The following is a 14,035-nucleotide window of genomic DNA, read 5'->3' on the forward strand; positions in this document are numbered from 1 at the left end:
TTGGCGGGTCAGCGATTGTCTGACCCGCGCCTTTCCTTGCTGGAAAACAAATCCTGATCCAGGCGACCGCCGTCCGCCAGCGGTCCAAGCAATACCGTGGTCTGGCTGCCTGCGTTATCATGGATCACCCATTTGCGAAGCTCAACCGGATCACCTGTGAACATAAGTTCAATACGACCGGAATCTGGGTTTTTGGGATCCTGAGCTGTCACGACTGTAGCCGTACCATCGAAGCTATGGCCCACGACCATATTCGCCTGACTAAGGTTCACGTTCCGCGCCAAAACCAAGGATAGTGGGGTGCGCTTCAGGGGATACTGCTCGGGCGGCTGGTTCGACTTAGGGTCGAATATCTTGACGCTGCCAGACCGGGCCACAACAACCGCACTGTTGGGTGGGTCGTATTCAAACCGCATTTTGCCCGGTCGCTCCAGCCACAGCTTCCCTGTGCTCAGCGACCCGTCATCATTGACCTGAGTGAACGTTGTCTGAACCGTTTTCAAACCGTTCAGGTAGGTTGATATCTGCGACAGCGGAAGCTTATCCGCGGCCCAGGCCGCCGGGGCAGCCATTGTTAAAGCAAGGGCAAAAGCAATCTGTTTCATGACACTCAGATATGCGCTTTGACCTTGTTATTAAATATCCTATTGCTCGGGGACCAGGATTTCGCGCTTACCGACATGATTTGCCGATGAAACAACGCCTTCGTCCTCCATTTGCTCAACAAGCCGCGCAGCTTTGTTGTAACCAATGGCAAGTTTCCGCTGAATGTATGAGGTCGAGCATTTGCGATCCTTGATCACAATCGCCACCGCCTGATCGTACAGAGCGTCCTCACCATTGGTATTACCACCGGTGTTCAAGCCCAAAACAGCATCGATATTGTCGGCTTTGTCTTCGGCCGGACCATCCAAAACGGTGTTCACATAGTCCGGCGGGCCGTACTGTTTCAGGTGGTTGACGATTTCTTCGACCTCTTCGTCCGAGACAAATGGGCCGTGACAACGGGTGATTTTGGCGCCGCCCGCCATATAGAGCATGTCGCCCTGACCCAGCAGTTGTTCAGCGCCCATTTCACCCAGAATGGTACGGCTGTCGACTTTCGATGTTACCTGGAACGAAATACGGGTCGGGAAGTTTGCCTTGATCGTACCGGTAATCACGTCGACTGAAGGCCGCTGCGTGGCCATGATCAGGTGGATACCCGAGGCCCGTGCCATCTGTGCCAGACGCTGAATACAGGCCTCAATCTCTTTACCTGCAACCATCATCAGGTCGGCCATTTCGTCGACAATGACAACGATATAGGGCATCGACTCTGGTGCGAATTCCTCCGTCTCGAACATCGGCTCGCCGGTTTCATCGTCAAACCCGGTCTGAACCGTACGGCTGAACATTTCGCCCTTGGCCAGCGCATCCTTCACCCGGCCATTGTAGCCGGCGATATTGCGGACACCCATTTTGGACATCTTGCGATAGCGATCTTCCATCTCGCCGACGACCCATTTCAGGGCGACAACTGCCTTTTTCGGGTCGGTTACAACGGGCGACAGCAAGTGCGGAATGCCATCATAAACCGACAATTCCAACATCTTGGGGTCGATCATGATCAGGCGGCACTCATCCGGAGTCAGCTTATACAGCAGCGACAGGATCATCGTGTTAATTGCCACCGACTTACCGGAACCGGTGGTTCCGGCAATCAGAAGGTGAGGCATCTTGGCCAGATTAGCTACAACAGACTCGCCGCCGATATCCTTCCCCAATGCCAGCGGCAGGGCCTGATTGCCGTCGCCAAAATCTCGGCCGGACAGAATTTCCCGCAAAACCACCATCTCGCGGTTCTCGTTCGGCAATTCGATGCCAATGACCGAGCGACCCGGCAGGGTCGAAACCCGTGCCGATAGCGCTGACATCGACCGCGCGATATCGTCGGCCAGACCGATCACACGGCTGGCTTTCAAGCCTGGTGCGGGCTCCAATTCGTACATGGTAACAACCGGGCCGGGACGGACGCTGACGATCTCGCCTTTGACACCGTAGTCGTCCAGCACGTTTTCAAGCATCCGTGCATTTTCCTCCAAGGCCTCATCGCTCAGATGATGGCGCTGAATGGCGGACGGGTTTGACAACAAGCCAAGCGGTGGCAATTCGAAATCCGAGTGCTTTTCTTCGAATGACAATGTCGGTTGCGCCTCGGCCTGCGCACGACGCGACGGTGAAGGTGCACGGCGAACCGGTTGTGCCACAACGGGCTTCCGCGGTTCTGCGACTGGAATTTTCATCGCAGGGCGCGATTGCATCGCCTGATCGGCCGCATCTTCAAACACGGCTTCGTCCTCAATTTCTGGCTGGGGCTGATACTCATTCATGTAGTCGTCGGCATCAGCCAGCTGCGGTGCATATGCGTCGGCAACCGGGTCTTGCCTGTCGACTGCCCCGGCACCTGTCATCGGCGGTTCCGGCGGCAAACCCGTCGAAGTCAGTGGCGGCTCAGGTGGTAATCCATCGTTCTGCGAAGCATTCAGGATCAGGGGGTCGGGTCCGCGCCCCCTGCCCTTGGTGAGCGGCAGATTCGGATCGGGCTCTGGTGTCACTTCCCCGCTGGCGACTTTGCGATTGCGCACAGCCGCCGAGATTTTGGACTGAATGCGGTCCTCTCCGGGCATGTCATCATAGCCCATGACAGGATCCGGGTCGATCAACTCAGGTTCTGGCATTGGGTCCGGGCGGCGGATCAGTGAGGGCATTCTGGCCAGTAGACCCGTCTTAGCAACGGGTTCCGGATCGAACAATTCCGGCTCATCAAAGACTGGATCGGCGTAGGCCAACTCGTCCTCGTAAACAGCCTCGGCCGCTTCCACGCGAGCCGCTTTGCGATCTTCCCACTGTGCGCGACGTTCGCGCGCAGCCCGTGCCGTCGCTGACGCTCCGCGGCCCAACAGGGTCATCAACATGTCGTAGGCCATCACGAGTCCCAACAGAAACGCGCGGAACCCCCGCTGTACATCCGTTTTGATGAAGCCCAGCACAAAGATACCCAATGCGATCATCCCAACGGCCATAATCAGGGACATCAGTTTGACCAGAAAATGAGAGGCGATCGGCAGCAGGGTCAGCAAGGCGCCCATTGCAGTATCACCGAACAGGCCTCCTAACCCATAGCTATGGGTCGCGCGCCAATCGGCACCGGGTAGCAGCGTTGCGGCGTACACAGAGACAACGGCAATCCAGATCGGGGCAAAGATCAAGCGGGCTACGGCCCGCTCTTCTCCGAAATGCCCGGCAAACCGCACACCCCAGCCAATCAGCACCAACGCAATGCCCCAGCTTCCCCAACCAACGATCATGAACAGCGGCGCTGCGATCGAGGCGCCGATCCGCCCCATCCAGTTCTGCACTGGTGCGTCTGTTGATACCATCCAGTTCGGATCGTCCGGCGTATAGGACCAGATCATTGCAGCGGCGGCAAAGCCCAAAAGGATCAGGGCTATCCCGATCAGTTCCTTGCTGCGCCGTTCAATCGCGGCTTGGGTCGTGCTGTCCAACAATGGATCGCGGTTGCGCGCGTTGTAAGATGCCATTTTGCCCTCGTACCTCACAAATAGATGCAGTCGCGGAGCTGGGTCAGCCCGTGCTGCATCTCTGTTCTTGGGGCCACCATGGCGACCCTGATAAACTGCTCGCCCGGGTTCTGTCCCGGATCACCTTGAGAAAGATATGCGCCCGGCAAAACCCGAACTCCGGTTTCCTGCCAAACCTTAAGCGCTGTTTCCTCGCCATTCTCGACGGGCAACCACAGGAAAAACCCGGCTTCAGCGGGCATGTAGCCCTGAACGCCGGCGAAAACCGCATCCGCAATGGCGTATTTTTCCTGATAGAGCGCACGGTTTTCAGCAACATGGGCCTCGTCTGCCCAAACCCGGGCAGCGGCAGCTTGAAGCGGTGCGGGCAACGGGGCACCTGAGTAGGCGCGCAACTGTTTGACGCGCTTGATCGTTTCTGGCCCGCCTGCAATCAGACCCGACCGCAAACCAGCTAAATTCGACCGTTTCGACAGTGAATTGAACAGCGTGACCCGCTCGGGATCAGCGCCGAGCTCTTGTGCGACAGTCAGAACGCCAACTGGTGCCTCGTCGCGGTAAATCTCGGAATAGCACTCATCGGCGAAGATGCGGAAATCGTATGCCTCGGCCAGCCGGATCAATTCGGCCCAATATTCGCGCGATGCGACCGCCCCCTGCGGGTTCGCGGGCGAGCAGATATAGGCCACGGCGGTGCGGTTCAACACGTCCTCGGGCAAGCCTGCATAATCCGGCAAATGTCCCGTGGCTGCGGTGGCAGGTACGAAATACGGCTCCGCTCCGACCGAGATCGAGGCGACCATGTAGACCTGATAAAATGGGTTCGGGCACAGGACGACCGGTTTTTGGCCGTTCTTTTGTTCGGGGCACAGGGCCATCGCGGCATTATATAACCCCTCGCGCGTGCCGTTCAGAGCCATCACATTGGTGTCCGGATCCATCGCCACGCCATAGCGCCGTTTGATCCAGTCAGTGATGGCAGCGCGCAGTTCGGGTGATCCTTCATTCGGCGGATATCCCTGGAATCCACCCGCGTTTTCCATGATCACATCCGTCACCCAGGCCGGAAAATCGTGCTTGGGCTCGCCGATGGTCATGTGAATTACGTCGCCACCCGGCTGATGATGATCCAACAGGGCGCGCAGGCGCGGGAATGCATATGCCGGTAGGTTCGAGAACCGCTCGGGGAAATTCATAAGTACTGCCTCAATACCGGGATCATTTTCGCCCCGTTTTTTGTCAGATTACAGATCACGCACCCCTTCGTCCAGACAAAGAGGTGCCGAATCAGGGGATTGTGGCATTCAGGTCAGTGCAGATTCGACCGCTGAACCGACACGCAATAGGGCCTCTTCAGACCCTGGATAGCCCAACATCATAAGGCCGCATCCCGGTGTTCCAGTGGGCAAAGTCAGCGCAGCCAGGCCCATCAGATTGCCGATCCGGGTGTTCCGCAGGGCAAGAAGGTTCTCGGTCACGTAATACTCATGATCGCTCATCAAACGATCCAGATTGGGCGGCAGTATTGGCGCAGTCGGGGCCAACACGGCGTCGAAACTGGCCGTTGCCGCATCCCAAGCGGTGCGGCAAGCCTTTAATTTCGACCACGCGGACACATAATCCGGACCGGAATACGTCTTGCCCATACGGAACCGTTCCAGAATTTCGGGATACATCGCCTCGGGGTTCGCTTCGATCACATCACGCCAAAGGCCATAGGCTTCGGTGGTATAAAGAACACCGGACAGACCCATCGCCTCGTTCAATTCCGGCACGTCCAAAGGAACGATTGCAGCACCAGCTTCCTTTAGTCTTTGCAGCGCATCATCATAAGCTTTGCGCGGCATATCACGCAGATCATCCTTGGCTACATTCTGCAGGTCGGCAAACCTCCGCCCTTTCAGTGTCGCCCCGCGTAGATCCGCGGGTGTTCCGCCTTCCAGGAGCGCCAGCACATGTGCTGCATCTTCGACAGATCGCGCCAAGGGCCCTACGGTGTCGAAGCGCAGGCAGAGCGGTACTGTGCCTTCCAGACTGACCCGCCCAGCGGTGGTTTTCAAACCCACCAAATTGTTCCAGGCAGCCGGGATGCGCACGGACCCGCCCGTGTCCGACCCAATGCCACATGCCGCCAAACCCCAAGCAACAGACGCCGCTGCGCCAGAGGATGATCCACCTGAAACCGCGTCTTCATCGTCAATACAGGGCGGCGTGCCGGTGATCGGGTTCAAACCAAGACCCGAAAAGGCCAATTCGCTCATATGTGTCTTGCCCAGGCAGACGGTTCCCATGGCTGTGGCGTTGCGTAGAACCACTGCGTCTGCGTCGGGTACGCGGCCTTTAAGCAAGGCTGATCCTGCCTCGGTTGCTGTACCAGCGGTATCGAACAAATCCTTCCAACTGATCGGAACCCCATCCAACAGGGAACGTCGCAAGCTCAGACCCGCTCTCTCTTTGGCGGCGGCAGCCTCGGCCCGTGCTCTGTCATGGCTCACGCGTGCATAGATCCGGTCGCGGTGCGGATGGGCGTCAATGGCGGACAGGTAGGTTTCGGTCAACTCAACCGGATCAATTTGGCCCATGCCGATTCCACGACCCAGATCACACGCCGTCATGGTCAACCAATCCTGCATTTTATCCCTCCGATTTCTGGCTTTTAGGGACGGTAGCGACAGGACCGCACATGGACAATCCCGAAAGGGCGCGCATATTGCAGGGCATGACAAAGGCTTCGGATATCCTGATCGTCGGCGGTGGCCTGAATGGCCCGGCGCTGGCGCTGGCGCTGGCGCAAACCGGGCATTCGGTTACAGTTATAGACACGCTGCCAGAGACACTGCGCATGAAGGCCACGTTTGATGGGCGCGCCTATGCCTTGGCGTTGGCGTCTCAGCGTCTTCTGGATGCGATCGAGGTCTGGGATCGGGTCGCGGAGCACGCGCAGCCAATGCTGGAAATCAAGGTGACGGACGGCCACGCAGGCGCTGGCCCGTCGCCGTTCTTTATGCATTTCGACCATGCCGAGATCGAAGAAGGTCCGATGGGATACATGGTCGAAGACCGCCACCTTCGCCGCGCCTTTTTGGACGCGATGACGCAAGAGCAGCAGATCACCCAACTCAGCGGCAAGACAGTTGTTTCTCAAAAGACCGACATGGCAGGCGTAACACTGGCACTTGACGACGGATCCACCGTTTCGGGTCAGTTGGTCGTCGGATGTGATGGTCGCCGCAGCGGTACAGCGGCGCGTGCCGGTATTAAGCGCAGCGGTTGGGACTATGGCCAAACGGCCCTGGTTTGCGCCATCGAACATGATCTGCCGCATCATGGCGTCGCCCATCAGTTTTTTATGCCCCCAGGCCCGTTGGCGATCCTGCCTCTAACCGGCAACCGCAGCTCGATTGTCTGGAGCGAACATACGGAAACCGCGCAGCGCATCAACGCCATGTCTGAGACGGATTATCTTCAGGTCCTGCGCCCCCGTTTCGGAGATTTCCTCGGTGACATATGGCTACAGGGCGACCGATTCACCTACCCGCTGAACCTGACCATCGCCAATTCCTTCATATCGGACCATTTGGCTTTGGTCGGGGACGCCGCCCACGGCATGCACCCGATTGCCGGGCAAGGCCTGAATGCAGGCCTGCGCGATGTAGGCGCATTGGCCGAGGTTCTGACTTTGGCTGGGCGTCGAGGGGAAGACATCGCATCGACACTGGTTTTGGAGCGGTATCAAGAGTGGCGCCGGTTTGACACCGCCGCTTTGGCCATGGCGACGGATGTGTTCAACAGGATGTTTTCAAACGACAACCCTGTCCTGCGGATGGGCCGCGATATCGGCATGGGCCTGGTCGGCTCGCTGCCCGGGTTGCGCCGTAGCTTTGTGCGCGAGGCCGCCGGGCTGACCGGAGACTTGCCGAAACTGCTGCAGGGCCGCGCGATTTAGTCCAGTTCGCGGGCCTCGTCCACCAACATCACTGGTATTCCATTGCGGATCGGAAACGCCAAACCCGCAGCTTTCGACACCAGCTCCTGTCGGTCAGCGTCATAATGCAGGGTCGTCTGGGTTTTTGGGCAAATCAGCGCCTCAAGCATGTGGCGGTCAAATGCGTGTTCGGATGCGTTCATTGCAGTGTTTCCTCATTTGAACCGCCACGAAGGGCGAACTCGATCAATGTCACCAGTGTTTCGCGCCGGGTGCGCAAACAGGGCGCCTCAAGCAAAGCCTGTTTTTCTTCGGGATCGAAATCCAGAAGCATCGAAAGCGAATTCACCAGTAATTCGTCATCGGCATCTTTCATGGAATCCCAATCAGTTGACAAATCCCGTGATGAGAAGAACCGCTCGAGTAAGGTTAAGAACCGTGTACGATTAAACTCGTCATCCTTTTCGGTTTTACCCAAGTCGCGGTCAAACCCATCCCATGCGACAGCACACCGCCGATAAGGTGTGAATGCGTCCAGTTCCGAAGTGATCCGAAACCGCGAAACCCCGGTGAGCGTGATCAGATACCTACCATCCTCAGTCTCGGAAAACTGTGTCACACGACCGGCACATCCGATCTGATGCAATTTCTTTTCGTCACTCGGGGACGGGTTCGGCTGCACCATGCCAATCAGACGTTCCTTGGTCTTCAAAGCATCATCCAGCATTTGCAGGTAGCGCGGTTCAAATATGTGCAAAGGCAAGCGTGACCGGGGCAACAGCAACGCCCCGGGCAGTGGAAAAACGGATATCGTATCCGGCAGGTCGGCGGGATGCATCATGTATCCGAGTGTAGCTCTGAACCGGAATTAGGCAAATATCATCGAGCTGAGTTTGCGGCGTCCGTTCAGAACAATCGGATCATTTGGCTTCAACGCATCAAAGATCGTGAACAGCTGCGACTTGGCTGCACTTTCATTCCATTCGCGATCCCGGCGGAACAGTTCCAGGAGTTGCGCCACGGCCTCTTCCACATCGCCATTGGCATGCAGTGCCTGCGCCAGATCGAATCGCGCCTGATGATTGTCCGGTTCAGCGTCCACCAGCGCTGTCAGATCGGCCACCGGACCCGCGTCAGCGGCCTGTTTGGCCAGCTCAAGCTGCGCATGGGCTGCTTCGATTTCAGGCGACGTAGAGATCTCGGCGGGTGCGCCATTCAAGATCGCTTCGGCCTGCTCAAGATCACCAGATGCAATGTGAGAACGCACAAGACCACCATAAGCCGCGGCATGGTTGGGGTCTTCGCCCAGGATAGCGGCAAAAGTCTGAGCTGCATCAACAGCGGCACCTTCAGTCAGCATTTCCTCGGCTGCTGCCACCGCGTCTTCCAATTGTCCACCGGGGCTTTCCCCACCAGCGGCTTCTATAACACGATCCACAAATGCCTTGATTTCAGATCCCGGCACGGCACCCTGAAATCCATCAACAGGCTGACCCTTGAAAAAGGCATACACGGTTGGGACCGACTGGATGCGCAATTGCGAGGCGATTGCTTGAGCTTCGTCGACATTGATCTTGACCATTTTCACCGCGCCTTTGGCAGCGGTTACGGCTTCTTCCAAAAGTGGACCGAGCGTTTTGCATGGGCCACACCAAGGTGCCCAGAAATCAACGATAACAGGAATGTCCTGTGAGGTTTCGACAACGTCGGCCATGAACGTGGCCTCGGTTCCATCTTTGATCAGATCACCGGTATCAGAGCCGGCTGCGGTGTTCAGAAGGTCCATGGCAATCACTCTTTCGTTCAAATTTGCGCCCTATATGCAACCACTGAGCGCGGAAACCAAGGGGGGAGTTTTCAGGCCGTATCCGATCAAATGTCAAAGGTCGCAAAAACCGGAGCGTGATCACTTGGTTTTTCCCAGCCACGCGCGTCGCGCAGAACCCTGCTGGAATGGCCCGCGTTCGCAATATCGGGTGTCGCCCAGACGTGATCCAGCCGCCGCCCCTTGTCCGCAGCATCCCAGTCACGCGCACGATAGGACCACCAGCTATACAGCTGCCCTTCGGGGATATCCTGACGGGTGATATCGATCCAACCGCCTGCGTCTTGGGTTTCAGCGAGTTGCTCGACCTCGATGGGTGTGTGCGACACGACCTTGAGCAGTTGCTTGTGGGACCAGACGTCATCCTCACGCGGGGCGATATTCAGATCCCCGACCAGAATTGATTTCTCTGGCTTGTCCACGTGAAACCAGTCCCGCATTTCAGTCAGATAGTCGAGTTTTTGACCGAATTTCTCATTCACCTCGCGATCGGGCACATCCCCACCTGCAGGAACATAGAAATTATGGATCGTCACTCCGTTCTCCAAACGACCGGCGATATGTCGGGCATGACCCAGACTAGCAAAGTCCTTGTCGCCAACATCCTCAATGGGTAAGCGAGACAGAATAGCGACGCCGTTATAGCCCTTTTGACCCCGCGCAATCATATGGCTGTAGCCAAGCGCCGAAAACGCCTCGGTTGGGATCTTTTCCACTGGCGATTTACATTCCTGCAGACACAGAACATCCGGTGCTTCTTCCTTTAACAGCTTCAGCACGATCGGCTCACGCAGACGGACCGAGTTGATGTTCCAGGTGGCAAGGGTAAAGGGCATGGGGTAGGCTTCCTCTGTCGCGGTTGGCGCAACCTATCGCGGTGTAGGTGCAGGTGCTATCGGAAAAAACGTCTAGGACGGGTGCCCATCAGATTGGGGTGCATCATCGCAAATCTCATACCAATCAGGTTTCTCCGAGACAAACTCGTGAAACTGGACCTTTGAAGTCAACGTCGTGTCCAGCGCGTTCGCTGCGATTGGGAAACTGTCTTCATCCGACAGAATCTCGCCAAGAGATGTTCCGCAGCCTTTGCAGAAACATCTGCCGTATTTGTAAGGAGCATTTGGCCGGTACAACGCCACCTTGTCCCTACCCTGCAGCCATATCAGATCTTCCTTTTTCACAAACACAATCGTGCTGGCCCCGGCTTTACGGCATCGGGAACAATGACACGTGCCCATTACGGAGGGTTCGCGTTTCAGTTGAAACCTGGCTGTTCCGCAACAACAACTACCCTGAATCACCAAGAATGCCTCCATCCAGAAAATTCCAACGGAACATTACAAGAACATCTGATGCTGAGCAATGTTGGAATTGCCTGCAATCCTGCTGATAACAAGCAATAACAGAACAAAAAAAGGCCGGGCCAAAGGCCCGGCAGTCCAACAGGGAGGTGCATGTCATTACCCGGACATACACGGGTCGGGAGTAATCTAATTATGACCACAGAGTATCACTTTGATCCAAATCAATCTACAGGCGATCAAGATACTAGGCGATATCCGCCCGATTCTGTGACCAAAAGGCGCGCATTTGACGGATCAGGCTCGATTTTCTGACGCAGCCGGTAGATGTGAGTTTCCAGCGTGTGTGTAGTCACTCCAGCGTTGTAACCCCAGACCTCGTGCAGCAACACGTCCCGGGCCACCACACCATCAGTTGAACGATAGAGGAACTTGAGAATATTGGTTTCTTTCTCGGTCAGACGAATTTTGCGATCATCTTCAGTGATTAACATTTTCATCGCAGGCTTGAACGTATAGGGGCCAAGAACAAAAACAGCGTCTTCGGACTGTTCATGCTGCCGAAGCTGCGCGCGAATACGGGCCAACAGAACCGGAAACTTGAATGGCTTCGAAACGTAGTCATTGGCACCAGCATCCAGACCCAGGATCGTATCGGCATCGCTGTCATGGCCCGTCAGCATCAGAATCGGACTTTTGACACCTTGTTTACGCATCAGGCGACACAGCTCGCGGCCGTCCGTGTCCGGCAGACCAACATCCAGAATCACCAGGTCGTAGATCGCCTCGCGCGCCCGCTCCATTGCGGACTGACCGTCATGCGCTTCAAACACATCGAAATCCTCGGTCATCACCAGTTGTTCGCTGAGTGCTTCGCGCAGGTCTTCATCGTCATCCACCAGCAGGATTTTCTTGAGTTGAGCCATTTCCCGGTCCTCCAAAGCCTTTTCCATCACTTGCGCGTGGAATATGCAATCAACAAGCTTTGCTGCAACGCGCTCACGCCCTCGTGTCCAAGGCAGCGGAAATATTTCACATTTTGCCCCGAAAGCGCTAGGACAAGGGCTGAACGTTACAGGGTAAGATAGATGAGTCTGATCCCAGATATCACCGAACTGCTTGCACGAGCCCGCGCAGATCTGCGCATGGGCGTACCCGTAGTACTGACGGACGACAGCGGGTTCGGCGTGCTTGCTGCCTCGGCAGAAACACTCAGCCCGCAACGCCTGGCCGATCTTCGTAGGCTTGGCGGCGAACCGGTGGTCACAATCACTGGACGACGAGCGGAAACGCTCAAGGCACGGGCCTATGATGGTGATCTGGCGCGGGTTTTGATTCCAGAAGATGCAGATCTCGGCTGGGTTCAGGCCGTTTCCGATCCGTCGGACGATCTAAGTTCCCCTATGAAAGGACCGCTGATGACCAAGCGGCAGGGCAACGCACACTTGCACCGTATTGCTATTGCGTTGGCAAAGTCTGCGCGTCTTCTGCCCGCAGCGATCGTGGTTCAGGTCGAGGACGGCAAAACATTCGCCGCAGACCACGGTCTGACATGCATTGATCACACCCGCGCTGCCCCTCATCTGGCGGGCCGCAGCGCGCTGCACGAGGTTGTCGCCGCGCGCCTGCCGATGGAAGTATCAGAAGCCGGACGTTTGCATGTTTTCCGCCCCGAAGACGGGGGGGAAGAGCATTATGCAGTTGAGATCGGGCGTCCGGACCGGGACAAGCCTGTGTTGGCGCGATTGCACTCGGCCTGTTTTACCGGCGACCTCATGGGCAGCCTGAAATGTGATTGCGGCCCGCAGCTGCGAGGCGCGCTGGCCCAAATGGGATCAGAAGGCGCAGGCGTCCTGCTCTATCTGAATCAAGAGGGGCGAGGCATTGGTCTGGCAAACAAGATGCGCGCTTATTTTCTGCAAGATCAGGGGTTTGACACTGTCGAAGCCAACCACCGCTTAGGCTTTGAAGATGATGAACGGGACTTTCGCCTCGGCTCAGACATTCTGAAATCGTTGGGGTTCAACTCGGTCCGTTTGCTGACAAACAACCCCGCCAAGATTGCAATGATGGAGCGTACCGGCATCGCCGTGACCGAACGTGTTCCGTTGAAAGTCGGCGAAACCGCCCACAACCGTGCGTATCTGGCAACCAAGGCGGCGAAGTCCGGGCATCTGCTGTGACACCCGATGATCTGGTGCTGACACCGAATGGTGTTCGGTTTCGTGGTCAGCTTTTCCCCTGTTCAATCGGCAGGGGCGGATTGAGCAATTTCAAACGTGAGGGCGATGGGGCTACCCCAACAGGCGTCCACCGTGTCACGGGCATGTTGTATCGGGCCGACCGCATCGCAGCACCGAACTACTGGGCGCGCGCCATCGGACCTCGGGATCTTTGGTCTGACGATGTGTCCGACAAAGATTACAATCACTTAGTCTTGGCGCCATACGCGTACAGCCACGAAAAACTGCGCCGCGCGGACCCGCTTTATGATCTGGTGTTTATTACCGACTGGAACTGGCCAAACGCAGTGGCGGGTCGAGGTTCGGCAATCTTTGTGCACCAATGGCGCCGACCTGGCTTTCCTACCGAAGGATGCGTGGCTTTTCGACGTGAGCATCTGCACTGGATTGCCCGTCATATCGTACCGGGCACACGATTGATTATCCCTGCGGTTTGACCCGCTCGCCAAAGATGGCGGACCCCACACGCACATGGGTCGCCCCCAACGCGATGGCCTGTTCGAAATCGCTACTCATGCCCATGGACAGACCTTTCAGCCCGTTGCGTGCAGCGATCTTAGCCAATAATGCAAAATGCAGCGACGGTTCTTCATCAATCGGAGGGATGCACATCAATCCGCGAACCGGCAGGTCCAGTTCGTTGCATTCCGCTACAAACCCATCCGCATCTGCAGGAAGAATTCCCGCCTTTTGGTCTTCTTCTCCGGTGTTCACCTGAATGAACAAATCAGGACAGGATCCGATCTCCTGCGCCAGCCTTGCCAAAGTCTTTGCCAGCTTGGGACGATCGACGGAATGGATCGCGTTGCAAAGCTCCATCGCCTGACGCGCCTTGTTGGTTTGTAAGGGGCCGATCAGATGCAGATCAATATCGCTGTATTGCTCTTTGAACGCGGGCCATTTGCCAGCGGCTTCCTGAACCCGGTTTTCACCAAAACAGCGGTGCCCTTGTTCAAGAACGGCCTGGACCCGTTCATTTGGCTGCACCTTGGACACGGCGATCAACTTTACCGACCCATCAGACCGTCCGGAACTGGTTTCGGCCTTGGCAATGCGGGCGGTGATATCTTGCAATGACATGGCGTTCCTCAATCTGTCTTTGGCGCAGAGAAACACGATGTCGGCGCAAAAGAAAAGGGCGGGTCAGAAGACCCGCC

General features: G+C 56.7%; 14 protein-coding genes. 3 read left to right on the top strand and 11 right to left on the bottom strand.

Annotation, left to right across the window (positions count from 1 at the left end; genetic code table 11):
• Positions 1-8: 8 nt before the first annotated feature.
• The 4 genes from Q1B13_RS15365 to Q1B13_RS15380 all read right to left on the bottom strand — a co-directional run bounded on the left by Q1B13_RS15365 (position 9) and on the right by Q1B13_RS15380 (position 6,217).
• The gene (locus Q1B13_RS15365; protein WP_299082087.1) at positions 9-605 is read right to left on the bottom strand and encodes an outer membrane lipoprotein carrier protein LolA; all 597 of its coding nucleotides are present in this window, start codon (positions 603-605) and stop codon (positions 9-11) included.
• Between the two features lie 39 nt (positions 606-644).
• Positions 645-3,584, bottom strand: coding sequence for a DNA translocase FtsK (locus Q1B13_RS15370; protein WP_299082085.1), 2,940 nt, complete (start codon positions 3,582-3,584; stop codon positions 645-647).
• 14 nt (positions 3,585-3,598) lie between these two features.
• Positions 3,599-4,780, bottom strand: coding sequence for an aminotransferase class I/II-fold pyridoxal phosphate-dependent enzyme (locus tag Q1B13_RS15375; protein ID WP_298937330.1), 1,182 nt, complete (start codon positions 4,778-4,780; stop codon positions 3,599-3,601).
• A gap of 108 nt (positions 4,781-4,888) precedes the next feature.
• Positions 4,889-6,217 (bottom strand): amidase, encoded by a 1,329-nt coding sequence (locus Q1B13_RS15380; protein WP_299082083.1) that lies wholly within the window; start codon positions 6,215-6,217, stop codon positions 4,889-4,891.
• Positions 6,218-6,303: 86 nt separating this feature from the next.
• Between Q1B13_RS15380 and Q1B13_RS15385 the strand changes: the two genes are divergently transcribed.
• Positions 6,304-7,530: an FAD-dependent monooxygenase gene (locus tag Q1B13_RS15385; protein ID WP_299799940.1), complete on the top strand. Its 1,227-nt coding sequence runs from the start codon at positions 6,304-6,306 to the stop codon at positions 7,528-7,530.
• Here the strand turns inward: Q1B13_RS15385 and Q1B13_RS15390 are convergent.
• The 6 genes from Q1B13_RS15390 to Q1B13_RS15415 form a co-directional block, all read right to left on the bottom strand.
• A complete protein-coding gene (locus Q1B13_RS15390; RefSeq protein ID WP_298937333.1) occupies positions 7,527-7,712 on the bottom strand; it encodes a Trm112 family protein in 186 nt (61 codons plus the stop codon). The genes Q1B13_RS15385 and Q1B13_RS15390 overlap by 4 nt on opposite strands.
• Positions 7,709-8,350: an LON peptidase substrate-binding domain-containing protein gene (locus Q1B13_RS15395; RefSeq protein WP_299082079.1), complete on the bottom strand. Its 642-nt coding sequence runs from the start codon at positions 8,348-8,350 to the stop codon at positions 7,709-7,711. Before Q1B13_RS15395 ends, Q1B13_RS15390 begins: the two co-directional genes overlap by 4 nt.
• A gap of 27 nt (positions 8,351-8,377) precedes the next feature.
• Positions 8,378-9,295 carry a thioredoxin gene (gene trxA, locus Q1B13_RS15400; RefSeq protein ID WP_299082077.1) on the bottom strand — a complete coding sequence of 306 codons (918 nt, stop codon included), beginning with the start codon at positions 9,293-9,295 and terminating at the stop codon, positions 8,378-8,380.
• An 86-nt stretch (positions 9,296-9,381) separates the two neighbouring features.
• On the bottom strand, positions 9,382-10,170 hold the full coding sequence (locus Q1B13_RS15405; RefSeq protein WP_299082075.1) for an exodeoxyribonuclease III: 789 nt from the start codon (positions 10,168-10,170) through the stop codon (positions 9,382-9,384).
• A 72-nt stretch (positions 10,171-10,242) separates the two neighbouring features.
• Positions 10,243-10,650 (bottom strand): GFA family protein, encoded by a 408-nt coding sequence (locus Q1B13_RS15410; RefSeq protein WP_367180707.1) that lies wholly within the window; start codon positions 10,648-10,650, stop codon positions 10,243-10,245.
• A 224-nt stretch (positions 10,651-10,874) separates the two neighbouring features.
• Positions 10,875-11,561 carry a response regulator transcription factor gene (locus tag Q1B13_RS15415; RefSeq protein WP_120634046.1) on the bottom strand — a complete coding sequence of 229 codons (687 nt, stop codon included), beginning with the start codon at positions 11,559-11,561 and terminating at the stop codon, positions 10,875-10,877.
• Positions 11,562-11,723: 162 nt separating this feature from the next.
• On the opposite strand from Q1B13_RS15415, the gene ribA reads away from it, so the two are divergent.
• Together ribA and Q1B13_RS15425 are read left to right on the top strand one after the other, a co-directional pair.
• Complete coding sequence (gene ribA, locus Q1B13_RS15420) at positions 11,724-12,818, top strand: GTP cyclohydrolase II (protein WP_299082071.1); 1,095 nt, start codon at positions 11,724-11,726, stop codon at positions 12,816-12,818.
• A complete protein-coding gene (locus Q1B13_RS15425; RefSeq protein ID WP_299082069.1) occupies positions 12,815-13,315 on the top strand; it encodes a L,D-transpeptidase family protein in 501 nt (166 codons plus the stop codon). The genes ribA and Q1B13_RS15425 overlap by 4 nt, the downstream gene beginning before the upstream one ends.
• On the opposite strand, the gene Q1B13_RS15430 is transcribed toward Q1B13_RS15425, so the two are convergent.
• Positions 13,299-13,958 (bottom strand): YggS family pyridoxal phosphate-dependent enzyme, encoded by a 660-nt coding sequence (locus Q1B13_RS15430; RefSeq protein ID WP_299082067.1) that lies wholly within the window; start codon positions 13,956-13,958, stop codon positions 13,299-13,301. The two genes, Q1B13_RS15425 and Q1B13_RS15430, sit on opposite strands and share 17 nt — an antisense overlap.
• Positions 13,959-14,035: the final 77 nt, after the last annotated feature.

The organism is uncultured Ruegeria sp. (genome assembly GCF_947489545.1).
In the GTDB taxonomy this organism is placed as follows: Bacteria; Pseudomonadota; Alphaproteobacteria; order Rhodobacterales; family Rhodobacteraceae; genus Ruegeria.